The sequence below is a fragment of the Cyanobium sp. ATX 6A2 genome (assembly GCF_024346355.1).
GTDB lineage: Bacteria > Cyanobacteriota > Cyanobacteriia > PCC-6307 > Cyanobiaceae > NIES-981.
Map to the genome: position 1 here is coordinate 1 of NZ_JAGQCU010000014.1, position 24,610 is coordinate 24,610.

28 protein-coding genes and 1 pseudogene are annotated in these 24,610 nt (G+C 71.0%); 15 read left to right on the top strand and 14 right to left on the bottom strand.

What is annotated here, in order from left to right; translation table 11 throughout:
- A pseudogene (locus KBY96_RS11985) lies at positions 1–568 on the bottom strand (photosystem II D2 protein (photosystem q(a) protein)); the annotation flags it as partial.
- Between the two features lie 176 nt (positions 569–744).
- On the opposite strand from KBY96_RS11985, the gene KBY96_RS11990 reads away from it, so the two are divergent.
- A complete protein-coding gene (locus KBY96_RS11990; protein ID WP_254979650.1) occupies positions 745–1,296 on the top strand; it encodes a photosystem I assembly protein Ycf4 in 552 nt (183 codons plus the stop codon).
- A 2-nt stretch (positions 1,297–1,298) separates the two neighbouring features.
- Positions 1,299–1,976 carry a peptidylprolyl isomerase gene (locus KBY96_RS11995; RefSeq protein ID WP_396122321.1) on the top strand — a complete coding sequence of 226 codons (678 nt, stop codon included), beginning with the start codon at positions 1,299–1,301 and terminating at the stop codon, positions 1,974–1,976.
- 13 nt (positions 1,977–1,989) lie between these two features.
- Here the strand turns inward: KBY96_RS11995 and ilvN are convergent, their stop codons facing one another.
- Both ilvN and KBY96_RS12005 read right to left on the bottom strand, forming a co-directional pair.
- The gene (ilvN, locus tag KBY96_RS12000; protein WP_254979652.1) at positions 1,990–2,520 is read right to left on the bottom strand and encodes an acetolactate synthase small subunit; all 531 of its coding nucleotides are present in this window, start codon (positions 2,518–2,520) and stop codon (positions 1,990–1,992) included.
- A 23-nt stretch (positions 2,521–2,543) separates the two neighbouring features.
- Positions 2,544–3,536: an alpha/beta fold hydrolase gene (locus tag KBY96_RS12005; protein ID WP_396122322.1), complete on the bottom strand. Its 993-nt coding sequence runs from the start codon at positions 3,534–3,536 to the stop codon at positions 2,544–2,546.
- Positions 3,537–3,594: 58 nt separating this feature from the next.
- On the opposite strand from KBY96_RS12005, the gene KBY96_RS12010 reads away from it, so the two are divergent.
- The 4 genes from KBY96_RS12010 to KBY96_RS12025 all read left to right on the top strand — a co-directional run bounded on the left by KBY96_RS12010 (position 3,595) and on the right by KBY96_RS12025 (position 6,190).
- Positions 3,595–4,767, top strand: coding sequence for a N2,N2-dimethylguanosine tRNA methyltransferase (locus KBY96_RS12010; protein WP_254979653.1), 1,173 nt, complete (start codon positions 3,595–3,597; stop codon positions 4,765–4,767).
- A gap of 23 nt (positions 4,768–4,790) precedes the next feature.
- Positions 4,791–4,892: a cytochrome b6-f complex subunit PetM gene (petM, locus tag KBY96_RS12015; RefSeq protein WP_254979654.1), complete on the top strand. Its 102-nt coding sequence runs from the start codon at positions 4,791–4,793 to the stop codon at positions 4,890–4,892.
- A gap of 73 nt (positions 4,893–4,965) precedes the next feature.
- Positions 4,966–5,928 carry an NAD(P)H-binding protein gene (locus KBY96_RS12020; protein ID WP_254979655.1) on the top strand — a complete coding sequence of 321 codons (963 nt, stop codon included), beginning with the start codon at positions 4,966–4,968 and terminating at the stop codon, positions 5,926–5,928.
- A 46-nt stretch (positions 5,929–5,974) separates the two neighbouring features.
- Positions 5,975–6,190: a hypothetical protein gene (locus KBY96_RS12025; protein WP_254979656.1), complete on the top strand. Its 216-nt coding sequence runs from the start codon at positions 5,975–5,977 to the stop codon at positions 6,188–6,190.
- A gap of 24 nt (positions 6,191–6,214) precedes the next feature.
- Here KBY96_RS12025 and KBY96_RS12030 read toward each other — a convergent pair whose 3' ends face one another.
- The gene (locus KBY96_RS12030) at positions 6,215–6,397 is read right to left on the bottom strand and encodes a hypothetical protein (protein ID WP_254979657.1); all 183 of its coding nucleotides are present in this window, start codon (positions 6,395–6,397) and stop codon (positions 6,215–6,217) included.
- A 107-nt stretch (positions 6,398–6,504) separates the two neighbouring features.
- Positions 6,505–7,200 (bottom strand): pseudouridine synthase, encoded by a 696-nt coding sequence (locus KBY96_RS12035; protein WP_254979658.1) that lies wholly within the window; start codon positions 7,198–7,200, stop codon positions 6,505–6,507.
- A 187-nt stretch (positions 7,201–7,387) separates the two neighbouring features.
- On the opposite strand from KBY96_RS12035, the gene infA reads away from it, so the two are divergent.
- Entirely contained in the window at positions 7,388–7,654 is a 267-nt protein-coding gene (infA, locus tag KBY96_RS12040) for a translation initiation factor IF-1 (RefSeq protein WP_254979659.1), read from the top strand.
- Between the two features lie 12 nt (positions 7,655–7,666).
- Here infA and trxB read toward each other — a convergent pair whose 3' ends face one another.
- The 3 genes from trxB to KBY96_RS12055 all read right to left on the bottom strand — a co-directional run bounded on the left by trxB (position 7,667) and on the right by KBY96_RS12055 (position 11,052).
- Entirely contained in the window at positions 7,667–9,046 is a 1,380-nt protein-coding gene (trxB, locus tag KBY96_RS12045; RefSeq protein WP_254979660.1) for a thioredoxin-disulfide reductase, read from the bottom strand.
- 83 nt (positions 9,047–9,129) lie between these two features.
- Positions 9,130–9,393 (bottom strand): hypothetical protein, encoded by a 264-nt coding sequence (locus tag KBY96_RS12050; protein WP_254979661.1) that lies wholly within the window; start codon positions 9,391–9,393, stop codon positions 9,130–9,132.
- Between the two features lie 126 nt (positions 9,394–9,519).
- Complete coding sequence (locus KBY96_RS12055) at positions 9,520–11,052, bottom strand: DEAD/DEAH box helicase (protein WP_254979743.1); 1,533 nt, start codon at positions 11,050–11,052, stop codon at positions 9,520–9,522.
- Between the two features lie 145 nt (positions 11,053–11,197).
- Here KBY96_RS12055 and KBY96_RS12060 point away from each other — a divergent pair, with 145 nt between their 5' ends.
- From KBY96_RS12060 to KBY96_RS12070, 3 genes are read left to right on the top strand one after another with little or no spacing between them, the layout of a single operon-like run.
- Complete coding sequence (locus KBY96_RS12060) at positions 11,198–12,376, top strand: NAD(P) transhydrogenase subunit alpha (protein WP_254979662.1); 1,179 nt, start codon at positions 11,198–11,200, stop codon at positions 12,374–12,376.
- Positions 12,373–12,690, top strand: a complete 318-nt coding sequence (locus tag KBY96_RS12065) for an NAD(P) transhydrogenase subunit alpha (RefSeq protein WP_254979664.1) — start codon at positions 12,373–12,375, stop codon at positions 12,688–12,690. Before KBY96_RS12060 ends, KBY96_RS12065 begins: the two co-directional genes overlap by 4 nt.
- A 1-nt stretch (position 12,691) precedes the next feature.
- The gene (locus tag KBY96_RS12070; protein ID WP_254979665.1) at positions 12,692–14,149 is read left to right on the top strand and encodes an NAD(P)(+) transhydrogenase (Re/Si-specific) subunit beta; all 1,458 of its coding nucleotides are present in this window, start codon (positions 12,692–12,694) and stop codon (positions 14,147–14,149) included.
- A gap of 104 nt (positions 14,150–14,253) precedes the next feature.
- On the opposite strand, the gene KBY96_RS12075 is transcribed toward KBY96_RS12070, so the two are convergent.
- The gene (locus tag KBY96_RS12075; protein ID WP_254979666.1) at positions 14,254–14,949 is read right to left on the bottom strand and encodes a hypothetical protein; all 696 of its coding nucleotides are present in this window, start codon (positions 14,947–14,949) and stop codon (positions 14,254–14,256) included.
- Positions 14,950–14,997: 48 nt separating this feature from the next.
- Between KBY96_RS12075 and KBY96_RS12080 the strand changes: the two genes are divergently transcribed.
- Complete coding sequence (locus KBY96_RS12080; RefSeq protein WP_254979667.1) at positions 14,998–15,189, top strand: AI-2E family transporter; 192 nt, start codon at positions 14,998–15,000, stop codon at positions 15,187–15,189.
- On the top strand, positions 15,189–16,244 hold the full coding sequence (locus tag KBY96_RS12085) for an alpha/beta fold hydrolase (protein ID WP_254979669.1): 1,056 nt from the start codon (positions 15,189–15,191) through the stop codon (positions 16,242–16,244). The genes KBY96_RS12080 and KBY96_RS12085 overlap by 1 nt, the downstream gene beginning before the upstream one ends.
- Here the strand turns inward: KBY96_RS12085 and KBY96_RS12090 are convergent.
- The gene (locus KBY96_RS12090) at positions 16,208–16,576 is read right to left on the bottom strand and encodes a ferredoxin (protein ID WP_254979672.1); all 369 of its coding nucleotides are present in this window, start codon (positions 16,574–16,576) and stop codon (positions 16,208–16,210) included. The genes KBY96_RS12085 and KBY96_RS12090 overlap by 37 nt on opposite strands.
- Positions 16,577–16,582: 6 nt before the next feature.
- A complete protein-coding gene (locus KBY96_RS12095; RefSeq protein WP_254979673.1) occupies positions 16,583–17,833 on the bottom strand; it encodes a 1-deoxy-D-xylulose-5-phosphate reductoisomerase in 1,251 nt (416 codons plus the stop codon).
- A gap of 321 nt (positions 17,834–18,154) precedes the next feature.
- Here KBY96_RS12095 and KBY96_RS12100 point away from each other — a divergent pair, with 321 nt between their 5' ends.
- From KBY96_RS12100 to KBY96_RS12110, 3 genes are all read left to right on the top strand, one after another.
- Positions 18,155–19,111: a DUF368 domain-containing protein gene (locus KBY96_RS12100; protein WP_254979674.1), complete on the top strand. Its 957-nt coding sequence runs from the start codon at positions 18,155–18,157 to the stop codon at positions 19,109–19,111.
- A gap of 78 nt (positions 19,112–19,189) precedes the next feature.
- Complete coding sequence (locus KBY96_RS12105; RefSeq protein WP_254979675.1) at positions 19,190–20,560, top strand: sodium-dependent transporter; 1,371 nt, start codon at positions 19,190–19,192, stop codon at positions 20,558–20,560.
- Positions 20,561–20,574: 14 nt separating this feature from the next.
- Positions 20,575–20,805 carry a hypothetical protein gene (locus KBY96_RS12110; protein WP_254979677.1) on the top strand — a complete coding sequence of 77 codons (231 nt, stop codon included), beginning with the start codon at positions 20,575–20,577 and terminating at the stop codon, positions 20,803–20,805.
- Positions 20,806–21,002: 197 nt separating this feature from the next.
- On the opposite strand, the gene cysS is transcribed toward KBY96_RS12110, so the two are convergent.
- The 3 genes from cysS to KBY96_RS12125 all read right to left on the bottom strand — a co-directional run bounded on the left by cysS (position 21,003) and on the right by KBY96_RS12125 (position 24,574).
- Positions 21,003–22,487, bottom strand: coding sequence for a cysteine--tRNA ligase (gene cysS / locus KBY96_RS12115; RefSeq protein ID WP_254979678.1), 1,485 nt, complete (start codon positions 22,485–22,487; stop codon positions 21,003–21,005).
- Positions 22,488–22,562: 75 nt separating this feature from the next.
- Positions 22,563–23,348, bottom strand: coding sequence for a hypothetical protein (locus tag KBY96_RS12120; protein ID WP_254979679.1), 786 nt, complete (start codon positions 23,346–23,348; stop codon positions 22,563–22,565).
- 86 nt (positions 23,349–23,434) lie between these two features.
- Positions 23,435–24,574, bottom strand: coding sequence for a hypothetical protein (locus KBY96_RS12125; protein WP_254979680.1), 1,140 nt, complete (start codon positions 24,572–24,574; stop codon positions 23,435–23,437).
- Positions 24,575–24,610 lie beyond the last annotated feature (36 nt).

A 24,610-nucleotide genomic window follows, 5' to 3' on the forward strand; every position in this document is an offset into this window, starting at 1 on the left:
TGTGGAAGCCCTGCAGGAACAGCAGGAAGCGGAAGATGGCGGCCACCCCGAAGCTGGGGGCGAAGAACCAGCTGCTCTGACCCAGGGGGTACATCAGGAAGACGCTGACGAACACCGCGATCGGGCCGGAGAAGGCGATGGCGTTGTAGGGGCGGATGCCCACCAGCCGGGCGATCTCGAACTGGCGGAGCATGAAGCCGATCAAGCCGAAGGCACCGTGCAGGGCCACGAACGGCCAGAGGCCGCCGAGCTGGCACCAGCGCACGAAGTCACCCTGGGCTTCCGGACCCCAGAGCAGCAACAGGCTGTGGCCCATGGCGTCAGCAGGGGTGCTGACGGCGGCGGTGAGGAAGTTGCAGCCCTCCAGGTAGGAGCTGGCAATGCCGTGGGTGTACCAAGAGGTGACGAAGGTGGTGCCGGTGAGCCAGCCGCCCAGCGCCAGGTAGGCGCAGGGGAACAGGAGCAGCCCGGACCAGCCGACAAAAACGAAACGGTCGCGCTTGAGCCAGTCGTCGAGGACGTCGAACCATCCCCGGCCCGCTGGCGCGCGCCCTACTGCGATCGTCATGGAGAGAGCAGAACACCGTCTGATCGTAACAACGTTCCGCCGCACTGCGAGGCACTCTGCAATGGGCTGACATCCCTTGCTGGAACTGGCTTCTGCCAGCTCCCCCCACCCTGGCTGCCGTCCCCCGCGCCAAGATGGCGCCACTTCACTCCGTCCTGAGGGACGTTTCCACCAACGTGACAGACGCGACCTCCGCGATCGATGTGCTCGAGCAGTCGGTGCTGGGATCCCGCCGCCCCTCCAATGTGGCGGTGGCCGTGGTGGTGAGCCTGGGCGGGGTGGGCTTCTTTCTCACCAGCCTCTCGAGCTTTCTGCACCGCGACCTCCTGCCCGTGGGCCATCCCTCCGACCTGGTGTGGGTGCCCCAGGGCCTGGTGATGGGCTTCTACGGCGTGGCGGCCGTGCTGCTGGCCATCTATCTCTGGTCGGTGATCGGCATGGATGTGGGCGGCGGCAGCAACCGCTTTGATCGCGGCGCCGGCACGGCCACGATCACCCGGCAGGGCTTCCGCCAGCTGATCGACGTGCAGATCCCCCTGCGCGACATCCAGGCCGTGAAGGTGGAGGTGCGGGATGGTCTCAACCCCCGGCGCCGCCTGGCGCTGCGGGTGCAGGGCCGCCGTGACATGCCCCTCACCCGGGTGGGTGAGCCCATGCCCCTGGCCGACCTGGAGCTTGCCGGCGCCCAGCTGGCCCGCTTCCTCGGTGTGCCCCTGGAGGGGGTATGAGGATGGGTGCCCAAGTCGCCGCCATCGCCCTGGCCACGGCGCTGCTGCTGGGGGGCTGTGCCAGCGGCGGCGAGGGTGCTGCCGAGTTCGGCTGCGCCACCGCCGCCGCCCCCTGCCTGAGCGGCACCGCCTCGGTGGCGCTCACCACCAGCAAGGGTGAGGTGCGCCTCGACCTCGATGGGGATGCCGCCCCACTCACCGCCGGCAACTTTGTGGATCTGGTGCGACGGGGTGTGTACAACGGCACCGCCTTCCACCGGGTGGTGCGAGAGCCCACCCCCTTCGTGGTGCAAGGCGGCGACCCCCTGTCGGCCAATCCGATGACGCCCACCAGTCAGCTGGGCAGCGGCAACTTCATCGATGCCGACAGCGGCCAGGTGCGCCTGATTCCCCTGGAGCTGAAGCTCACGGCTGAGGACACCCCCCGCTACGGGGAGGTGCTCACCAGCCCCGCCGTGACCCGCCAGCTGGCCCTGGCCCACCAGCGCGGCGCCGTGGCCATGGCCCGCTCCTCCGACCCCAACTCCGCCAGTGCCCAGTTCTATGTGGCGCTTCAGGCCCTGCCCGAGCTGGATGGCCGCTACGCCGTGTTCGCTCGGGTGAGCGAGGGGATGGATGTGATCGACCGCATCCAGCAGGGCGACCGCATCATCCGGGCGACCGTGGTGGACACCGACTAGGCGGGTACCCGCTTCAGGCCGGTACCCGCTTCTCAGAGGCGGTGATCTTGAGGAGTTCGGTGTTCACGCCGGAGGCCCGCTCCAAGGCGACCTTGCCGGTGCGGGCGATCTCGAGGATGCCGTAGGGCTCCAGCAGCTGTTCGAGGGCCACCAGCTTGCCGGGATCTCCCACCACCTCCAGGGTGAGGGCGTCATCGGCCACGTCCACCACGCGGGCACGGAACACCTGCACCAGCTCGAGGATCTCACCGCGCTGGCGCACCGGGGCGGCCACCTTGAGCAGCATCAGTTCACGCTCCACCGCCGGAATCGTGGACAGGTCGATCACGCCCAGCACGTTGATCAGCTTGTCGAGCTGTTTGGTCATCTGCTGGAGGGTGCGGTCGTCGCCCTCCACCACCATCGTGAGGCGCGACATGCCGCTGTTTTCAGCCGGCCCCACCGCCAGGCTCTCGATGTTGAAACCGCGGCGGGCGAACAGTCCCGAAATCCGGCTCAAGGCTCCGGATTCGTCCTCCACCAGCACCGAAAGGGTGTGCTTCATCGCCTGCACCTGTGCTTGCCAAGCTACCGCTCCGGCAGCTGGCTGAGGTCTACCGCCGGCAAGCGGCCCAGCCAGCCCAGCAGGGCCCCGTTGAACTGGTCCGGTGTCTCGTCGTGGGGGCAATGGCCGCAGTGCTCCAGCACCTCCAGAGGCAGCCCGGGCCGCAGCGAGAGCACCTGCACGGCCACGCGCACCGGCACCAGCTGGTCGCGCTGGCCCCAGAGCAGCAGCATCGGCTGACGCAGCCGCCCCAGCAGGGCCGGTGCCGTGGCGCCGTGGGGCCGCAGGGCCATGGCGATGCTCATCGCCCGCAGGGCCCGCACCGCCCCCGGTCGCCGGGCGGGTCGGGCGATCAGGCGGCGCAGTTCGCCATCGCCGATCACCGGGCTGGCATAGGCCGACTGGATGCCCAGATCCAGCAGCGGCGAGTTGGTGAGCAGGGGCACCAGCAACTCGAGGGGCAGCAGCCGGCAGAGGGCGATCACCAGCCAGCGCTTCAGTCGCCGCCGCCAGGGGGCTCGCCGCGGCGGCCGCGCCTGGGGGGCGCTGAGCAGGGTGGGGTCGGGCAGCGGCACCGCCGCCACAGCCCGCACCCAGGCGGGAAAGAACACGGCGCAGCTGAGGGCCACCAGACCGCCGAGGGAATGGCCCACCAGCACGGCCGGCTTGCCCACCACCTCGGCCAGGAAGGCCTGCAGCTGCCGGGCCCAGAGGCGGTTGTCGAGGCGCAGGGCGGGTTGGCTGGAGGCCCCGAAGCCGATCAGGTCGATTCCATACACCTGCCAACCGGCGGCCGCCAGGGCGGCGGCGTTGCGGCGCCAGTGGCCGCTGGCGGCCCCGAAGCCGTGCACCAGCAGCAGCGGCGGGTGGCTGGGCTCGCCCAGCACGCGCCAGTGGCAGCTCTGGCCGCGCCACATCCAGCGGCTGTGCCGGCCCCAGTCGGCGTCACCGCTGTCGCTGGCAGAGCCATGGCCGCTGGTGGGGGCCCGCTTGGCAGGCTGGGGCTTGGCTCTCACGGCAGCTGATCCCCTGACATCCCACGCTGATGATCACTATTGCGAAGCTGCGGCGTGGGTGCGGCTCGGCGGCGGCTTCTTCCGGCCCCAGTCGCGCCCCAGTCGCGATCTGGGGGTGCTGCTGGCCCGCGCGCTGACCGCCAGCGGACCGCTGGCGGGCCGGCCGCTGCGGGTGCTCGATGCCATGGCCGGCTGCGGCATCCGCGGCCTGAGGCTGGGTCTTGAGGCCGGTGCGGCCGCCGTGTGGGCCAACGACGCCGACCCCGATCGCCTGCCGCTGCTGCGCGCCAACCTGGCGCCCCTGCTGACCGCCGGCTGCGAGCTGTGCACCACGGCCCTCACCGCCCAGCAGCTGCTGGCCGGGTGCCTGGAGCGTCGCCAGCGCTTCGAGCTGGTGGACCTGGACGCCTTTGGTTGCCCCACCGCCCTGCTGCCCCTGGCCCTGGAGGCGGTGGCCCTCGATGGGGCGCTCGTGCTGGCCAGCACCGATGGCCGCTCCGCCACCGGCCACGACCGCCCTGCCGCCTTGCGGCGCTTCGGGGCGGCGGCCCGGGCCCATCCCGCCAGCTGGGAGCTGGCCCTGCGCCTGCAGATCGGCAGCGTGGCGCGCTGCGCCTGGGCCCTGGGGCGGGGGGTGGAGCCGCTGCTGGCCTTCAGCGAGGGGCGCACCTTCCGCACCGCCGTGCGCCTGTGCCGCCATCCCGCCCGCAGCGAGGAGGGCCAGCTTGGCTTGATAGCGCTCTGTCACGGCTGCGGTGACCAGCAGGTGCAGCCCCTGCTCAGCCTGCGCCAGTGGCAACCCTGCCGCTGCGCGCCGGGCAGTGCGCCGCCGCTGGCGATCAGCGGTCCGCTCTGGATCGGGCCCCTGCAGCACCTGGCCACCCTGGAGGCGATGGCCCGCCAGGCGGCAGCCGTGCCCCAGAGCGCGGCGCCCGCCACCCTGAAGCTGCTGAGCGCGCTGGGGGCCGATGCGGGCTGGCCTGCCCGCTGCTGGCCCCTGGCGGAGATCGCCCGGCGCCTGGGCCGTGGCGGGCCACCGAAGCTGGCGGCCCTGGTGGATGCGGTGCGCCAGCGGGGGCACAGAGCCACGGCCAGCGGCGTGATGGCGGCTCAGCTGCGCAGCGACGCCCCCTGGCCCCTGATCCTGGAGCTGGCGGCCCAGCTCACCCGGGCCCGCGCGGAACCCGGCGGCGGTGCTGCGGGAGCCGCTGCTGAAGGCGCTGCTAAATAAGACCGATCAACGCTGCTTCGGCCATGGCCTCCGAGATCTTCGGCATCGCTGCTCTGTTCTGGGTGCTGATCCCCGTGGGTCTGGTGGGCGGCGTCCTGCTCCTGCGCGTCGCCGACAAGGACTGATCGGCCCGGGGCGCAGGGCTTCTCTCGCCGCGCAGGGCGCACCCCTAGGCTCAGGCCCGCTTGCGCGTCGTATATGCAGCTCCTGGTTGTCGGCGGAACGGGGACCCTCGGTCGGCAGATCGCTCGTCAGGCCCTCGATGCCGGCCACAGGGTGCGCTGCATGGTGCGCTCCCCCCGCCGGGCGGCGTTTCTGCAGGAGTGGGGCTGCGAGCTCACCCGTGGTGACCTGCTCGAACCCGACAGCCTCGACTACGCCCTCGAGGACCAGGACGCGGTGATCGATGCCGCCACCGCCCGCGCCACCGACTCCTGCAGCCCCTACGAGATCGACTGGAGCGGCAACCAGAATCTCTTCGCCGCCTGCCAGCGCGCGGGGGTGAAGCGGCTGGTGTTCATCTCGCTGCTGGAAGCGGCCCGGCACCGTGATGTGCCGCTGATGGACATCAAGGCCTGCACCGAGGAGTGGCTCGAAGCCTCGGATTTCGACTACACGATCCTGCAGGGTGCGGCGTTCATGCAGGGGCTGATCAGCCAGTTCGCGATTCCGGTGCTCGAGGGCCAGACGGTGTGGGTGAGCGGCACGGCCACGCCGATCGCCTACATGAACACCCAGGACATGGCCCGCTTTGCCGTGGCGGCCCTCGACCATCTCGAAACGGTGCGCCGCTCCTTCCCGGTGGTGGGGCCGCGGGCCTGGACCACCGGAGAGATCACCCAGCTGTGCGAACGCAACACGGGCAAGGACGCCCGGGTGTTCCGGGTGCCGCCCTTTCTGCTGGGGATGATGCGGGCGGTGACGGCCTTCTTCGAGGCCAGCCTCAACGTGGCCGAGCGCCTCAGATTCGAGACGGTGACCGGTGGCGGGGCCCGGCTGGATGCACCGATGGAGGAGAGCTACGCGGCCTTCGGCGTGGATCCGGCCTCCATCACCAGCCTGGAGGATTACCTCAACGAGTACTACGACAGGATCCTCAAGCGCCTGCGGGAGATGGAGGCCGACCTGGACAAGGACGCCAAGAAGAAGCTGCCGTTCTGAGGCGGCTGGTTCATCTGTACTATGGCCTCAGTGACGCCTGCCGCCCATGTCGGTTGCCCAGATCAAGAACCTGCAGCGCCGCCTGGCCAACCTGGAAAGCGAGGCCGTTGAGGCCCTCAACCAGGCCTGCGGCCATGAGCTCTGGCAGAGCTTGGGCTTCGATGCCTTCGACAGCCTCGAGGATCCCGACCGCCGCGCCCGCGCCAACTACTACTACGGCCAACTGCAGACGGTGCGCGAGCTCAAGGACGTGGTGGGCTGAGGGAGGCAAGCCGGGTTGCTCAACTCAGGGCGTGGCGGCCAGAGTTGCTGACTGTGTCACCGAAGCGTGCTGCTCAACCGCCTGAACCAGGGTTGGCTTGATCGCCTTCGAGATGATGAGCGTGTGGATCGCCGAAGCGGCCACCACCACCAGAGGGAAGCCCAGCCAGACGCCCACCAGAACCCGTTTGATGCTGAAGTCGTTCACCGACCCATCCCAATCCCTCTCGGCTCGAATCTTCGCGCCGTTGTTGGGCTGAAGGTGTCGTCACGACTACCTGCCGGGGATAACTCCTTGCCCGCTGGCAAGCCGCCCTATCCACCACCGCCGGCCCGGCCGGACTTTCCGCCGCCGGCCCGGCCGCCGCGCCCCGGGGAGAGCCGCTTGAGCCCATCCAGCCGCTGCTGCTCGGCGGCGCTGGGTGCGCGCCACTGGCCTGGCGCCAGGCCCTCCAGGCTCAGGGGGGGCTGGCCGTCCATCAGATCGATCGCCACCCGCAGCAGCCGCAGGGTGGGGTAGCCCACCGCGGCGGTCATGCGCCGCACCTGCCGGTTGCGGCCCTCGCGCAGCTCCAGCTGCAGCCAGCTGGTGGGGATGGCGCGGCGCCGGCGGATGGGCGGATCGCGCTCGGGGATCGTTGCCGCCTCCAGCTCCTCGGCCGGCAGGATCCGGGTCCGGGCCGGCAGGGTGCGGCGGCCCTGCACGCTCACACCTTCCGCGAGGCGCTCCAGGGCCTGGGGGTCGGCAGCGATGTTGCCCTCCACCTGCACCCAATACCGGCGCCAGTGCCCATGGGCCGGGTCGGTGAGCCGCCGCTGCAGCTGGCCATCACCGGTGAGCAGCAGCAGGCCTTCGCTGTCTGCGTCCAGTCGGCCGGCCGCATAGACGCCCGGCACAGGGATGAAGCTGGCCAGGCACTGCCAGGAGCTGCCGGGTTCCGGCGTGAACTGGCTCAGCACCCCGTAGGGCTTGTGGAACAGCAGCGTGCGCCCTTCAGGAGCGGCGGGCATTCCAGATGTTCACCAGACCGATCGAGATCAGCAGCATGCCCAGATCCAGCGACAGGGGTGGGAAAACCATGGCGGAGGGGAATCCGGGGATGGGAGGTGGGAGGCCCGACCCTACCGCCGCTGCAGGGGCGGCGAGGGCGACACCTAAGCTGGTGACAGCTATTTCCTGGAATGGGCGCACCGCCGCATGATTGAGACCTCTGGCGTGATCGAGAAGGAGCAGGGCAACGGGTTCTACCTGGTGACCCTGGAGCAGCCCGCCGGTCACCAGTGCCTCTGTCGCGCCGCGGGCAAGCTCACCAAGTTCCGTATCAAGCTGCTGGCCGGCGACAAGGTGCTGGTGGAGATCAGCCCCTACGACCTCACCCGCGGCCGCATCACCTACCGGGAGCGCAATGCCAACGCCGGCCCACGCCCCGGCGGCAACCGCCCCGGCGGGCCGAGGCGACGCTGAGCGCACCAGCCCTCAGGCGTGCACGCCGAGCAGGGCCTCGATGGCGTCCTTGAATGCGCTGCGCTGCTTCACCCCCTTGAACTGCTGCTTGAGTTCCTTGCGGAAGAACAGCTGCACGGTGGGTGTGCCGGTGACGCCGGCCTGCTGGGCGATCTCCTGATCGGCCTCGATGTCGATCTCCACGCCCTGGGCGGCGCCTCCGAGTTCGTCGAGCACCCGCTTGAGCTGGGGCTTGAGCACGTGGCAGGGACCACAGGTGGGTGAGGTGTACACCACCAGCAGCGGCTTGTCGCTGTCGTGGTACAGCTTGCGAAGGGCGTAACCGCCTTTCTGCCAGAGGGTTTCGGCGTTGAAGTTGGCCTCATCGCTTTCAGCGGTGCGCTGGGGCTCGCCCACCTGCTCGGGTTCCACGGCCTTGCGCTTCACCTCCACCGCCAGGTTGTGGTGGCTGAGCCAGCGCTCGGCCGCCAGGGCCGCCTGGCAGCCGCTGCCGGCGGCGGTGACACCCTGGCGCCACTCGGCATCGGCCACATCACCGGCGGCGAACACGCCCTCGATGCTGGTTTCCGGCCGGCCGGGGCGGGTGACGAGGTAGCCGTGGGGGTCGACCTCCAGCTGGTTGCGCACCAGGCGGGTGTTGGGGGTGTGGCCGATGGCATAGAAGAGCCCCTTCACGGCCAGCTCTTCGCTGGCGCCGCTGGTGACATCGCGCAGGGTGATCGCCTCCAGCCAGTCGCTGCCGCTGCAGTCGGCCACCTGGCGGTGCCAGTGCACGGTGATGGCGGGGTTGGCCAGCACCCGGTCGGCCATGGCCTTGCTGGCGCGCAGCTGGCCGGAGCGCACGATCAGGTGCACGTGGTCGCCGTATTTGGTGAGGTACACGGCCTCCTCGCAGGCGGAGTCGCCGCCGCCCACCACGGCCACGGCCTGGTTACGGAACTGGGGGGTGGCGCCGTCGCAGATGGCGCAGGCACTGATGCCGCTGCTCCAGAACCGCTCCTCCTGGGGCAGGCCGAGCCGATTGGCGCTGGCGCCGGTGGCCAGGATCACGCTGTGGGCCGCGTAGGTGGTGCCGTCGGCGCTGATCTGAAAGGGCCGCTGCGACAGGTCGATCGCGGTGGCGTCGGCGAGCACCAGGGTGGTGCCCCAGCGCTCGGCCTGGGCCTTCATCCTGTCCATCAGATCCGGACCCAGGATGCCGTCGGGAAAGCCCGGGAAGTTCTCCACGTGGGTGGTGGTCATCAACTGGCCACCGGGGATGCCACCGTCCTGGAAGCCGGTGATCATCAGGGGATTGAGATTGGCGCGGGCGGCGTAGATGGCGGCGGTGTAACCGGCGGGCCCCGAGCCCACGATCACCAGGTTTTCAACGTCCGGACGGGCAACACCCACGGCTTAAGCGGATTGAGTATGAGTTGAGCCTAGGGGATGGGGCGCCCTCTCTGCCGCCCCCGCCCCGGCGGCCCGGCTGAGGCTCAGATCTCCAGCAGCCCGTCGGTTTCCAGATCGCTGCCGGATTCCAGAGCCTCGCCCCCCCTGGTTCTGCCGAGGTTGCGGGGCACCATCAGCACGCTGTCGGCGATCAGTTCGGGATGCTCATCGAGGCAGAGCAGCCATTCCCGGAATTCCTCGGTGAGGGCGTAGCTCTCCTCAAAATGCTCCAGGCAATCGAGGGTGGCCTGGCGGGCCAGGGCCCAGCTCACGGCAACGGTGAGTCGGCGATTCCCGATGGGGTCCATGGTCCGCGTCTCCGCGAGTGGCACCACGTTGCCTGGCCGTCTGCCGAACTGGGGTAGTGGTTGACACAACGTTGTTAACGCTTGAGCGGATTCCGGTCGCGCCTTTGTTTGCCCGGTCGTTTTGTGCTATGCGCTGCGCTGGGCGCCGGGTAGGAATGGGGGCAGCTCCGGTCCCCGCACCCGCAGCAGGCTGCCGGCCCGCTCGTCGATCGCTTGCAGTGGCAGCCGGCCGCTCCTGGCCGCGCCCGCTTCCGCCTCCTCGGCGGCGCTGGCCGGGCGCGGCCGCAGCAGGTAGGGCTCGCTCAGCGACCAGCTGCGGGCGTAGGCGATCAGCAGCGGGTCGGCGGGGGCATACACGTAGGAGGGCTGGCGGGGGATCGCCTCCAGCGCCGCCCGTTCGCCATCCATGCGCACCGCCCGGGTGATCGCCTGCACGAAGCGGCTGCGGGTGACCACGGTGGTGAGGTAGGCCACCACCCGCACCCGCGGCGCATCGAAGCCCTCGGCGGCCATGTCCACGCTCACCAGCCAGTCGGCTTCGCCGCCGCGGTAGGCCGCCAGTCGGGCGGCCGCCTCGGCATCCTGCGAGTGCACCAGCAGCACCTGGTCGCCCTGCTCCTCCAGCAGCCCACTGAGGGTGCGGGCGTGGGCGATGTCGCGGGCGATCACCAGGCCGCCCGCCCGCCCATGGGCCCCCTGCAGTCGCTCCAGTCGCTGCCGGGCGCCCAGCAACACCCGCAGGGCGATGCTGCCGCCATCCCCCAGGCGGATGGCCCGCCGCAGGTTGCGGGCCCGCCAGCTCTCGCGGCTTTCGGCCGAGAGCGGTGAGGTCTCGGTGGCCCCGCTGCCCTCCCCATCGCCGCCCGGACGCCCGTGGTCCACCCAGCCGTCCTGGAAGCGGAACTCCAGCGGCCGCACATCGCCGGCGGCGATCAGCTGGCGCGGTTCCACGCTGAGATCGGCAACGATGTGCTCCACCACCTGATCCCCATCGCGCACCGCCTGGCGGCGGGCGGCGCAGAAGGCCAGGTTGTCGGCCCGGAAGGGGGTGCCGGTGAGGCCCAGGCGCAGGGAGGCGTTGGCGCAGAGGCTGGTGAAGGCCTGGCCCCAGGCCGCTGCGTCCGGCTCGTCTGGATCCACACCCAGGTGGTGCACCTCATCGGCGATGGCCAGCCAGGGCCCGGCGGCTAACGCGGGCCAGCACTGCCGCAGGCGGGGGAGATGGCGGGCGGCCGCCTGATAGCTGAGCAGCAGCCCATGCCAGGGCCCGTCGGCGGCCAGGGCCGCGGCGCCGGGCTGGGGATCCCAGCTGCGCAGCTCCAGCCCCAGGCGGGCGGCCGCCTCAACCCACTGCCCGGCGATCGAGCTGCGGTGGCAGAGCACCAGAAAGCGCTGCAGCCGTCCCTCGCGGCGCAGCTGCCGGAAACTGAGCAGGGCTCCGAGGGTTTTGCCGGCGCCGGGCCCGGCATGGATCAGCACATCGTGACCACCGCCGCCACCGCCGCCGTCGCTGCCGCCACCGCTGCTCGGCTGGGCCAGGCGGGCGCGCAGCAGCTGGATCAGCTGGCGCTGCCACTGGCGCGGCTCCACGTGGGCCCCGGACTCGGCTGCGGTGTCAGGCCATTGCGGCTGCCGGAGCTGGAAGGAAAGCGGATCCATGGCCGTGCCCATGGCGGCCATTGTGCGGCCGCGATCCAGGTGGGGCTTCAGGCCGCTGCGTGGGTAACTCCCCACAAAGGCGCCGGATCCGTTGCCGAGGCGGGGGGGTAAACCCCCAAATGGATGTACTGCGTGCGCCTCTGCGTTGACCCAGCTCCTCATCCCCAGGGAGCGCCATCCGGGCGAGGCCCGGGTGGCGGCCACCCCGGAAACCGTGCATCGCCTGGTGGCCAAGGGCCTCAGCTTCCACGTGGAGGCGGGCGCCGGCGAGGCCTCCGGCTTCAGCGATGTCGACTACGCCCGCTCGGGAGCCGCGATCAGCGAACCCGGCAACGGTTTGTGGGGGGAGGTGGATGGCGTGCTGTGTGTGCAGCAGCCCCCCACCGAACTGCTGGAACTGCTGCGCTCCGGCACCCTGGTGGCCGGCATGCTCTCCCCCTATCGGGCCCACGGGCTGGTGGAGCTGCTCAACCGCCGCCAGGTGTCGGCCCTGGCCCTGGAGCTGCTGCCGCGCATCAGCCGCGCCCAGACCATGGACGTGCTCTCCTCCCAGGCCAACATCGCCGGCTACAAGGCGGTGCTGCTGGCGGCGGCCGCCCTGGATCGCTATGTGCCGATGCTGATGACCGCCGCCGGCACGATCCAGCCGGCCCGGGCCCTGATCCTGGGCGCCGGCGTGGCGGGGCTGCAGGCCCTGGCCACCGCCCGGCGGCTCGGGGCGGTGGTCACGGTGAGCGACGTGCGCCCGGCCGCCCGTGAGCAGGTGGAATCCCTGGGCGGACGCTTCCTGGCCCCGCCCGATCAGGAGCCGGCCCCTGAGGAGCAGGGCGGCTACGCCCAGGCGGCAAGTGAGGCCTTCCTGGCGGCCCAGCGGGAGCAGCTGGCCGAGCAGCTGGCTCTGGCCGACATGGTGATCTGCACCGCCCAGGTGCCCGGCCGGCCGGCACCGCGGCTGATCAGCGAGGCGATGCTCGATCGCATGCGGCCCGGCGCGGTGCTGGTGGATCTGGCCGTGGCCCAGGGCGGCAACAGCGCCGCCACGGTGGCCGGCCAAACCGTGCTGCGCAAGGGCGTGATACTGATCGGCGCCGATGCCCTGCCCAGCAGCGTGCCCCACCACGCCAGTGCGCTCTACGCCCGCAATCTGGCGGCGCTGCTGGAGCACCTGCTGGGCCTGGCTGGCGAGGACAGCGGCCCGGGGCAGGCCCTGGGGCTGGATCTGGAGGATCCGATCGTGGCCGGCTGCCTGTTCACCCACGCCGGCAACTGCATGCGGCCGGATCTGATGGGCGTGGCTGAGGCGCCCGTGGGGGCCGGGGCATGAGCGGCTTCTCTCAGGCGCTCTGGGTGCTGCTGCTGGGCAGCCTGCTGGGGCTGGAACTGATCGGCAAGGTGCCGCCCACCCTGCACACGCCGCTGATGAGCGGCGCCAACGCCATCAGCGGCATCACCGTGCTGGCCTCGCTCACCCTGCTGGCCCGGGCCGATGGCAACCCCGCCCTGCTGCTGCTGGGGGCGGTGTCGCTGGGCTTTGCCCTGTTCAACGTGGTGGGCGGCTTTCTGGTGACCGACCGGATGCTGGCGATGTTCCGCCGCCCGGGCGGCAAGCCGGGATCCGGCACCGCTGGAGGCCGCTGAGATGGAGCCAACAGTGATCGACACGATTTCCGGGGTGTTGCCCTACGCGGTGGATCTGGTGGCGGTGCTGCTGCTGGCCCTGGGCATCAAGGGTCTGGCCAAGGTGCGCTCCGCCCGCAGTGCCAACGGGCTCGCCGCCCTGGCCCTGGGCCTGGCGGTGCTGGGCCTGCTGTTCGAGCTGCAGCCGCCGCTGCTGGCCTGGCTGGGCATCGCCGTGGGTGCGGCCGCCGGCGGCCTGGCGGGCCTGCTCACGGCGCGCCGTGTGCCGATGACGGCCATGCCCCAGACCGTGGCCCTGTTCAACGGCTGCGGCGGCATGGCCTCGCTGCTGGTGGCCCTGGGCGTGGCCCTCTACGGCGGTGTGGCGGCTGACGCCGGGGCCGTGCTGGTGGAGCGCCTTTCGATCGCCATCTCGGTGTTTGTGGGCGCCATCACCTTCACCGGCTCGCTGGTGGCGATGGCCAAGCTGCAGGGCTGGATCGACACCCCCGGCTGGACCCAGAGCCGCCTGCGCCACGCCGTGAACATCGCCCTGGCGGTGGCGGCCCTGGTGGGGGTGGTGGCCCTGCCGGCCGATCCGGGCGGCGCGGCCCTGTGGCTGCTGTTGCTGGCCTCCGGCCTGCTGGGGGTGGGCGTGACCCTGCCCATCGGTGGCGCCGACATGCCGGTGGTGATCTCGCTGCTGAACAGCTACTCGGGCGTGGCTGCGGCCGCGGCCGGTTTCGTGGTGGGCAGCCAGCTGCTGATCGTGGCTGGCGCCATGGTGGGCGCCGCCGGCCTGATCCTCACCCAGGTGATGTGCACGGCCATGAACCGCTCCCTGCTCAGCGTGCTGTTCGGCGGTGCCCTGGGGGCGGCCGGCGGCGGCAAGGTGGGTGGCGGCGGCGATGAGGCCGGCTACACAAGCATCACCAGCTGCAGCCCCGAGGAGTGCGCCCTGGCCCTGGAGTGCGCCGAGCGGGTGGTGTTCGTGCCCGGCTACGGCCTGGCGGTGGCCCAGGCCCAGCACGCCCTCAGCGAGCTGGCCAAGCTGCTGCAGGCCAACGGCACCGAGGTGAGCTATGCCATCCATCCGGTGGCCGGGCGCATGCCCGGCCACATGAACGTGCTGCTGGCCGAGGCCGATGTGCCCTACGAGCAGCTGGTGGAGATGGATGCCATCAACCCCGAGTTTCCCCGCACCGATGTGGTGATCGTGCTGGGCGCCAACGACGTGGTGAATCCCGACGCCAAGACCGACAGCAGCAGCCCCCTCTACGGCATGCCCGTGCTGGAGGTGGACCAGGCGCGGCAGGTGTTCGTGGTGAAGCGCAGCCTGGGGGCCGGCTATGCCGGCATCAAAAACGCCCTGTTTGAACTGCCGCAGACGGCGATGCTGTTTGGCGACGCCAAGGTGGTGCTCAACGGCCTGGCGAGTGAACTGCGCGAGCTGGGGGTGGGCCGGGTGAAGGCGGCCTGAGCTGGGCAGGCTGGGGCTGGCTCAGAAGGACTAGGTAATGCCGGTGGCAAACTCAAAGCGCAGCTGCGGATAATCGGGGCCAGGACGCTGTTGTTCATAGCGAACTACAAACTGATGCTTCCAATGCCAACGCGTACTGAGGGGAAGGAGAGCCCTGTGGACGACCACATTGAGACATCGCTGAGGTCACCGGGGGGAGAGACCAGGGCCAGGGTCTGGTCCCAGAAGCCAAGCCAGAGCGGGATCTGCCGGGATCGATAGACGATGCCGAGCACAGGGTCGACGTGATCCCTCACCCGCTCGAAGTTGATTTCGTCGTAGCGATACCTGGCGCCAACACCCAGTTGCAGTTCCTGAAAGGAGCGCGGATCCTTCCCCCTCCCGAGATTGAAACCAGCGCCCGTCAGGGTGGTGCTCAGGAGTGACTTGTCCTCATCATTGTTGTCCGCGGAAAAGGTATCGGTATTCAGGGATGTGAGTTGATCGAAAAATAGATTGACGTTGGCATCGAGGTGTCGCCGGGCCAGGCGCAGCAGCAGGGCGGCGCGGCGGGCCGGATCCTCGATCAGCTCGCTGGCCGCCTCCGCCTCCTCCAGCAGGGTCTCGGGGTTGTGGGGGCAGTGGGCCAGAGGGCAGCTCTCGACCAGGTCGAGCAGCAGGCTGGCCCGGGCCTCAGGGTCGTGGATGCGCCGCAGCCCTTCCAACCCCGGTGATCCCGCCGCCTGGTCAGCGGCGGCCGGCACAGCCCAGGCGCATCCCAGGAGCACAAGGGGAAGGGTGGCCTGCCGGATGGTCTGCATCAGGGCATGGTTGCAGAGGCGATGGGGTTGCCGGTTGGCGGTGGTTTCATGACCCCTGTGGTTCTCCCCAGCACCCCGATGGGCTTCATCCCCTTCGGCGCCATCGTGGTGAACCAGATCATCGAGAATGTGCTGCCACCGCGGCTGCTGGGCAAACTCACCGGCCTCAAACCGATCGTGATTCTGTTCTCGGTGATGGTGGGCGCCACCCTGGCCGACTTCGTGGGCATGATCACCTGATGCCCTCGCTGTGCTCGCCGTTCCGCCAGCGCTGGCCCTGGATCGGGCCCGACCTCCAGACCCTGCGTGACACCCTGCGGCCGCCGCGGCTGGGCCCGGACACGGCCACGGCGCTGCCGGTGCAGGTGGGCGATGGCGAACTGCTGGTGCTGCGCGACCCGCCCCTGGGGGCGGCCGCGGGGATCGGCGGCCAGGTGGTGCTGGTGCACGGCCTGGGCGGCAGCGCCGGCGGCGGCGGTGTGCGGCGCCTGGGGCGCTGCCTGCAGCAGGCCGGTTTCGGGGTGTGGCGCCTCAACCTGCGCGGTGCCGGGCCGGGGCGGCCCCTGGCGGCCGGCACCTACGCCGCCGCCTGCAACGCCGACCTGCTGCCGGTGCTGGCCGAAGCCCGGCGGCAGGCCGGCGGCTTGCCGCTGCTGGGGGTGGGTCTGTCGCTAGGGGGGGCGGTGCTGCTCAATGCCGCCCTGGCCGAGCCCGGAGTGCTCGATGGGCTGGTGGCCGTGAGCAGTCCGCTGGATCTGGCCGCCTGCGCGCAGCGCTTCGATCGGCCCCGCAACTGGCTCTACCAGCGCTGGCTGCTGCGGGGGCTGATCCGTCAGACCCTGGCCGATCCCTTCGGGCTGAATGCGGCGGAACGGGAGGCCCTCGCCGGCCCCGCTCGTCCGCGCAGCATCCGCGCCTTCGACGCGGCGATCACCGCCCCGCGCTGGGGCTATGCCGACGTGGACGCCTACTACGCCCAGGCCTCGGCCCTGACGCGGCTGCGGGCGGGCGCGGCCCCGCTCCCTCCGGCTCTGCTGCTGCATGCCCTCGACGACCCCTGGGTGCCCGCCGCCGCGGCCCAGCAGCTGGCCGACGATCCGCCGCCGGGGCTGGAGGTGCTGCTCAGTGCCCACGGCGGCCACAACGGCTTTCATTCCGTTGCTGATCGGGCGGTGGCTGATCGGGCGGTGGCGGATGGGGCCGGGAGCGCCATCGGCAGCTGGGCCGACCGGCGCACGGTGGACTGGCTCTGCACGCTTCAGGCCGGTGCGGTAGGTGCGGGACAGAGGCTGTAGCGGCGCACGATCCAGGCCTCGATCGGCGTCCCGCCGATTACGTGCTCGCGCACGATCCGTTCCATCCGCGCGGGGGTCACGCCGCCGTAGACCAGCCCCTCCGGCCAGATCAGCAGCACCGGTCCTTCGGCGCAGATGCGCAGGCAGTCGGCCTTGGTGCGCAGCACGACGCCCTGGGGGCGTGCCGGATCCTCCAGCCCCAGCTCGCGCACCAGGCCCTTGAGGGCCTCCCAGCTGGCCGCTCCCACGGCCGGATTGGGGCAGCAGAGCGCCTTGCTGGGGGTGGCGCAGAGCAGCAGGTGGTGGGAGATCGGTGGTGGGGCGCTCTGCATCGCTGCTCAGGCCGGCAGCGCCGCCGGCACCCGGGCCGAGAGGCCGGCTGCAGCCTCATGCACCGCCTGGCGGGCCCAGGCGTCCACGGCGAGCACGTCGGAGAGGGAGGGGGCGGCCATCAGATCCACCCGGTGGCGATCACACACCCGTTCGATCAGGCGCGGGATATCCAGGAAGTGCACCTGCTCGGCGAGGAACAGGGCCACGGCCTGCTCGTTGGCGGCGTTCATCACCGCCGGCATCGTGCCGCCGGCGCGGCCGGCCGCGTAGGCCAGCTGCATGCAGGGGTATTTGGCCGGGTCGGGTTTGCGGAAGCTGAGCGTTCCCACTTCGGTGAGATCCAGGCGGCGCCAGGGGGTTTCCAGCCGCTCGGGCCAGCTGAGGCAGTAGAGGATCGGCAGCTTCATATCCGGCCAGCCCAGCTGGGCCAGCACCGAGGAATCGGCCAGCTCCACCATCGAGTGGATGATCGACTGGGGGTGGATCACGATCTCGATGGCGTCGTAATCGAGGCCAAACAGGTAGTGGGCTTCGATCACCTCCAGCCCCTTGTTCATCAGCGAGGCGCTGTCGACGGTGATCTTGCGGCCCATGCTCCAGTTGGGGTGGCTGGTGGCATCGGCCACGGTGGCCTTGGCCAGATCGGCCGGGTCCCAGTCGCGGAAGGCGCCGCCGCTGGCGGTGAGCTGGATGCGGCGCAGGCCCGGGGTGGGTGTGCCGGTGGAGAGGCGGGCGGTGTCGGCCCAGGGGGTGCCCTGTAGGCACTGGAAGATCGCCGAGTGCTCCGAATCCGCCGGCAGCAGGCGCGCCCCGGATTTTTCAAGCTCCGGCAGCACCACCGGCCCGGCGGCGATCAGGGTTTCCTTGTTGGCCAGGGCCAGGTCTTTGCCGGCGCGCACGGCCGCCAGGGTGGGCAGCAGGCCGGCGCAGCCCACGATGCCCGTGACCACCAGATCGGCGCTGGGCCAGGCGGCGGCGGCGCACAGTCCTTCGTTGCCGCCCAGCAGTTCCGGCAGGCGGGCCGGCCGCACGGCGGCATCCAGGGCGCCCAGGCGTTCGCGCAGCTCCGCCACGCGGTCGGCGTTGGCCAGGGCCACCACCTCGGGGGCGTGGCGGCGGATCTGCTCGATCAGCAGGTCGAGGTTGTTGCCGGCGGTGAGGGCCACCACCTGGAAGCGATCCGGAAACTCCTCGGCCAGCTCCAGCGTCTGGGTGCCGATCGAACCGGTGGAGCCGAGCACGGCGAGGGCTTTCACGGCTGGGCTCCAGGGTGGGAGCCACCAGTGTCCCACCGGCGGTGGGGGATCGGGCGCTCTGCGCCATCTCCGCCGGTTGGGCGCTGCGATCACTGGCACCCAGTGGCGCTGGATGGCCAATGGGGTGATCTGGGCCGCCACTGCGTTGATAGCGTGATATCAGTGGCGTTCTTCCTGCTCGACCCCCTTCAGTGGGCCTGCGCCAGGCCCACCGCTGGATCCAGCCCCACCGGCGATGCGGCTGGCGGGTTGAATGGAGCGCCCGTGGCCAGCTGAGGCCATGGCGCCCGCGCGATCCACCCCTTCTGCACCATGACCCCGATGCCTGAGCTTCCCGCCAACGCCAGGCCCCGCTGGCCCTACGTGCTGGGCTGCGGCCTGGCGATGGGCTCCGCGGATGTGGTGCCGGGGGTGAGCGGCGGCACGATGGCCTTCATCCTGGGGGTGTATGGCCAGCTGCTCGAGGCGGTGGCGGGCTTCGATTTCAAGCTGCTGGCGCTGCTGCGACGGGGCCTGGGCGGCGACGCGGGGGCCTGGGGCGCGGCGGCGGCGCGGGTGCACCTGGGCTTTCTGGTGCCGCTGGTGAGCGGGCTGCTGGCCGCGGTGCTGCTGCTGGTGCGGCCGATCACCTGGATGTACGCCAACCAGCCGGTGGTGCTGTTCGCCTTCTTCTTCGGGCTGATCGTGGGTTCGATCCTGCTGATCGCCCGCCATGCCCACTGGGGGGGCAGTGGCCTGATGGCCATGACCGCGGGGGTGGTGGGGGCCCTGCTGCTGGTCACCCGGGTGCCGGTGACGATGCCCCACGACCCGCTGACGATCTTCTGGAGCGGGGCGGTGGCGATCATGGCGATGATCCTGCCGGGGGTGTCCGGGGCGTTCCTGCTGCTGGTGCTGGGCCAGTACCAGCACGTGATGGAGGCGGTGAAAACCCTGGATCTGGGCACCCTGGTGCCCTTCGCCGCCGGCTGCCTGGTGGGTCTGGCGGTGTTCGTGCGGCTGCTGCGCTGGCTGCTGCTGCGCTGGCACGGGCAGACCGTGGCCCTGCTGGTGGGCTTCATGGCCGGCTCGCTGTGGAAGATCTGGCCCTTCCGGGTGGTGCTCGAGTCCACCGTGAATGAGAAGGGCAAGTTCATCGTGTTGCGCGATGCCCTGGCGCCCCCCCCCAGTGGCGGGGCCCTGGCGCTGGTGCTGCTGATGATGGGGGTTGGGGTGGCGCTGGTGGCCGGCCTGGAGCGGCTGCAGGAACGGGCCGGCGGCGCCGAGATGGGCAGCTGAAATCCGGGCGCTTTTCGCGCTGGCTCTGGCCAGCCCTTGCCAGCACCCGGACACTGGTGCTATCCCGGCTGCGCTTCGATGCCCCCTTCGCTCGACCCTCCGCGTCTGTTCTCCCGCGGCCGTCCATCTGAGCGCTGGGGCTCGTCGTTGGGCTTCGTGCTGGCGGCGGCGGGCAGCGCCGTGGGCCTGGGCAACCTCTGGGGCTTCGCCTACCGGGCCTCCCAGGGCGGTGGCAGCGCCTTCGTGCTGCTCTATCTGCTGATCGTGGTGGTGGTGTGCCTGCCGGTGCTGGTGGCGGAGATGGTGCTGGGCCGCAGCACCGGTCACGCCCCCCTGATCGCTCCGGTCACCGCCGGCGGCCGCCGCTGGAGGCCGCTTGGCTGGATGTTCCTGGCCTCGGCGGTGGGGATCCTCTCCTATTACTCCGTGCTGATGGGCTGGACGGGCCGCAGCCTGCTGCATGCCCTCACTGGGCCCCTGCCGGCTGACATTGGCGGCGCCGAGGCCTACTTCATCGGCATCAGCACGGGCGGCGACGCCGTGCTGGGGCACCTGCTCAGCCTCGGCCTCACCGGCCTGGTGGTGGCCGCCGGGGTGCGGGCGGGCATCGAGCGCCTCACCAAGGTGGCCATGCCGCTGCTGTTTGTGATGCTGCTGGCGCTGCTGCTCTGGGCCGCCTTCCTGCCGGGGGCCGTGGAGGGCTACAGCACCTTCCTGCTGCGCTGGGATCCGGCCAAGCTCAGCGATCCGGCCACAATCCGCAACGCCTTCACCCAGGCGTTCTTCTCGATCGGCACCGGCATCGGCGCGATCCTGGCCTACGCCACTTACCTCAACCGCACCAGCCCGATCTCCGGTGAGGCCGTGGCGGTGGTGGGCATGGACACGGCCGTGGGCCTGATGGCCGGCTGCGTGACCTTCCCGGTGGTGGCCAGCTTCGGACTGGGGGATGTGGTGAGCGGCAGCACGGTGGGGGCGCTGTTCATCGCCCTGCCCACCGGCCTGGCCTCCCTGGGCCCGGCGGGCCGGGTGGTGGCGGTGGTGTTCTTCCTGCTGGCCTACCTGGCGGCGATCACCTCGGCGGTGTCGCTGCTGGAGGTGCCCGCCAGTTCGCTGATGGACCGCCTGGGCTGGAGCCGCCGCCGGGCCGTGTGGCTGAGTGTGGCCGCCATCGCCGTGCTGGGGCTGCCCTCGGCCCTGGATGTGGGCGTGCTGGAGCGCATGGACGCGGTGTTCGGCGGCGTGTTCCTGATCGCCGGCGGCCTGGCCCTGGCGCTGCTGCTGGGCTGGCGGGCGCCGGCCCGCTACCGGGCCGACCTGGAGGGTTCGGGCAGCCCACCGGCGCTGGTGGCGGCGCTGCTGTTCGCACTGCGCTGGGTGTCGCCGCCGGCGATCGCCGTGGGCCTGGTGGTGTCGATCGCCGACCTGGCCCGCAGCTGGGCGGGGTGAGCGATGCTGGGCTGATGACTTTTCTGCAGCGCTGGAACTTCATCGAGCGGGCCCGGCTGGAGCGCCAGCTCTGGGACGCCTTCGAGGGGGGGGAAGACCTGGAGGCGCTGGTGGCCAGCTGCCGCACCGCCGTGGAGGCCGGGGATCAGGGCCGGGCCTTCCAGCTGGAGGTGTGGACCACCACCCTCAAGCGCATCCGCAAGATCGAGACGCTCATGCGGGATCAGAAGCGGCCGGGGATGTAGGGGATGGAGGGGGGTGTAGGGGATGTAAGCGTGATATCAATCGTTGGTTGTGAGTCCAATTGACTCCAGATCAGCAGCAGCTCGCTCTGCCGGCGAGCCAGAGGACGCACCAGGCCTTCCAGTTGCACCAGTGGGGAGATCGCCAGGCCCTGGTTCCCTGGAGCCGCAACCCCTCAGCCCCGCACCCCCTCAGCCACTCAGCCCCGCAGCCACTCGGTGACGCCGCCGGGTTTGTCGATCAGTTCGATGCCCTGGTTCTTGAGGTCGGCGCGGATGCGGTCGGCGGTGGCGAAGTCGCGGCTGGCCTTGGCGGTGCGGCGCTGGGCGATCAGGGCTTCGATCTCGGCGTCGGGGGGTGAGGCTGCGCCGCCTTTGGCGCTGGCGGTGCTGGTGCCCTGGCCCAGGGGCTCGGCCTTGAGGCCCAGCACGGCGGCCAGCTCCCCGAGCAGGGCCCCGCGCTGGAGCAGCTCGGGGCCGGTGGCCTCGGCGGCGGCGGCCTGATCGCCGCGCTCGAGGCGGTGGGCCAGGCCGCGCAGGGGCCGGGCCAGCTCGAACAGCACCGCCAGGGCCGCCGAGGTGTTGAGGTCGTCGTCCATGGCCGCGGCGAAGCGAGCGCGGGCGGCGCCGAGATCGGGCCCCAGGCCGGCGGCATCGCTGGGCAGCTGGGCGGAGCCTTCAACGCCCTGCCCCCCCAGGGCCAGCGCCGCGTTGAGCCCCTTCCAGCCGGTGGCGGCGGCCTCCAGGGCCCCGGCGGTGAAATCCAGGGGCTTGCGGTAGTGGGCCTGGAGCACGAACAGCCGCAGCGTCATCGGGCTGACGCCCGAATCGAGCAGGGCGCGGATGGTGGTGAAGTTGCCGAGCGACTTGCTCATCTTCTCGCCGCCCACGTTCACCATGCCGTTGTGCAGCCAGGTGCGGGCCAGCTGCCGGCCGCTGGCCGCCTCCGACTGGGCGATCTCGTTCTCGTGGTGGGGAAAGATCAGGTCGGCCCCGCCCAGGTGGATGTCGATGGTGTCGCCGAGCTCCTCGCGCACCATCGCCGAGCACTCGATGTGCCAGCCCGGCCGGCCCGGCCCCCAGGGGGAGGGGAAGCTGGGCTCGCCGGGCTTGGCGCCCTTCCAGAGGGCGAAGTCGAAGGGGTGCTGCTTGCGCGCCTCCTCGGCATCACCCACCCGGCCGCTGGCCCCCTCCTGCTGTTCGGCGAGGTCGCGGCCGGAGAGCTTGCCGTAGCCGGCGTGCTTCATCACCGCGAAATACACATCGCCATCGGCCGAGTAGGCCGCCCCCTTCGCCTCCAGCTCCTCGATCAGCCGCCGGATCGCCGCCAGGGAGCCGGTGGCCCGCGGCATGCGGTCGGCCGGGAGGATGTTGAGGCGGGCCATATCGGCCACGAAGGCCTCGATGTTGCGCTCGCTCACCGCCTCCATCGAGCTGCCCTCCTCGGCGGCGCGATGGAGGATCTTGTCGTCGATGTCGGTGTAGTTCTGCACGTAGGTGACGCTGTAGCCGCTCCAGATCAGATAGCGGCGCAGCACATCCCACACGATGTAGCTGCGGGCGTGGCCCAGGTGGCAGAGGTCGTACACGGTGACCCCGCAGCAGTAGATGCTCACCTGCCCCGGCACCAGGGGCTGGAAGGGTTCGAGCCGGCGGGTGAGGGTGTTGGTGAGCTGCAGGGTCAAGGGCGGGCCGTGGCAGCGGGTGGCCCGCACGCTACGGCGGAGCGTTTCAGGCCGGCTTCACAAACCAGGCCAGCCTCACTGCGAGGAGGGGTTGCGGCCGCCTCGGCCACCACCGCTGCTGCCGGCCACCACCGCCGCGCCCACGCCCACCACCACGATGCCGATCAGGGCCGGCACCACCCAGCTCGCGGCGCCGGCGGCGGCGGCTCCGGTGGCCCCTGCGGTGGCGGCCTGGGCAGCAGCCTGGGTACCGGGCAGCGGCGTGAATGGACAGGGCGACTGCTTGCGTTCCATCGCTACGGCCGGCTGGGCCAGGGCGAAGCGCACTGGGGTTTCCGGTTCCGGCACCACCCGGGGCCCCAGCTCGAACGTCACCGTGGTGATCTCGCCGGGATTGCGATCGGTCTGCGGCTGGATGGCCATGAACTGGCGGTCCTCGGAGAGGAACACCCGCTCGGAGGGTAAGGGCACCCGCTCCACCTCACGGCCGGGTTCGCCGGGGCCGCTCAGGCCATCGGCGGGCGCCGGCGCCGCCCGCAGCACCAGCACCCCGCTGGCGTTGGCGGGCAGGGGCCGGCGGAAGCTGATCTCCAGCTCGTCGCCTGGCGAGAGCAGCCAGGTGAGATCCGTGGGCAGCGGCGCCAACGCCGCCGGGCCGGGGGCCGGTGCAGCTGCCGGAGATGGGACCTGGGCCTGCGCCTGGGCCTCGCTCAGCAGCCGGGTCACATCCGGCAGCGGCGTGATCCCCTCGGCGTCGATGCGCACCAGGTTGACCCTGGGGCCGGGGTAGGCCCGCACCGGCAGGCTGTGGACGGAGATGGCCGCCGCGGTGGCCAGGGCGAGAGGAACGGCGAAGCGCATCGTGAACCGATCCCGTGGCGGTGAACAGAATCTAGGGGGATTCCTGCACAAAAAGCCTGGGCTCAGATGGAAGCTCAGAGGTGAGCTCAGAACGACATCGAGAAGCGGGCGTAGAGACGCGGCTCGCAGGGATCGGTGGTGCAGAGCTCTTCAATGCCGCTGGGTACGTTGCCGAGGAAATCGGTGAGGTAGAAGCTCATCGTGAAGGGAACATCCGGGATGGGGCGCACCGACACCCCGGCGCCGATGCCGAAGCCGAACCACTCCAGGCCCACCGCCACCTGCGGGCCCATCTGCAGGCTCAGGGAGCCGATCGGCCCCCAGTAGCAGTCGGTGCCGCTGGGGAAGTTGCGGCTGCTGATGTTGTTGCCGCTGAGGCAGTCGGTGGAGCCGAGGATGCCGTTGTTGCCGTAGCCGTAGAAGTCGGAGCCGATGCCGGCGGTGCCCACCAGCAGCCAGGGGTCGGGCCTCTGGTTGAGGGGAATCGCCTGGGAGAGCACCAGATAGAAGTTGCGGCCCAGGTCGGTGTTGTCGTCGAGCTGGAGCACGTGCTCCCCGCCGAAGGCCAGGCCGGTGGTGGGGCCGAGGTTGATGGCGGTGCGGAAGCCCAGGCTCTGGGCGGCGAACTGGGGGGTGCCCTCGTTGCGGCCCGAGAGGCTCTGCACGGTCCACTGGAAGCCGAGGCTGGCGTTCTCCCAGCGGAAGGGGATCAGGTCGATGTAGGCCTCGAGGTCGGCGCAGTCCTTCCAGTCGCGATCGCCGCTCACATCGCAGCTGCGGGTGCGGCTGGTGGCCACCATGGCCGTGGACACGGTGTAGTGGGGATCGGCGGCGAAGGCGTTGGGCACCTTCAGGCCCGTATCGGGGTAGGCCTCGCCGTTCACGGTGATGCCCCGGGCGAGGTTGCGCAGCACCGGCTGGGTGGGGGCCTCGGGCTCCGGCAGCTCGGGCGGTTCGGGGGGGGCGCTGGCGGCGACCATCTCCGGGGTGATCACCGCCTGGGCGGGCACCGCACTCCAGCGCAGGGGCTGGGGCTCGGGCAGGGGCTGCCACTGCAGGGGCTGCCACTGACGGGGCTGGCTCGGTGGCGTAGCCGGGGCGGCGGTGGCCGGCAGGGGTTGCCAGCGCAGATCCTGCGCCCGCCCGGGCTCCCCCAGCAACTGGGGGCTGAGCGCGGCCAGCAGGGCCAGAGGTGCCAGCGCTGAGGTGGGCCCCCGAACGTGCACCAGTGGGGCGCGTAGGAACGCCGAGGGTATCCGGTG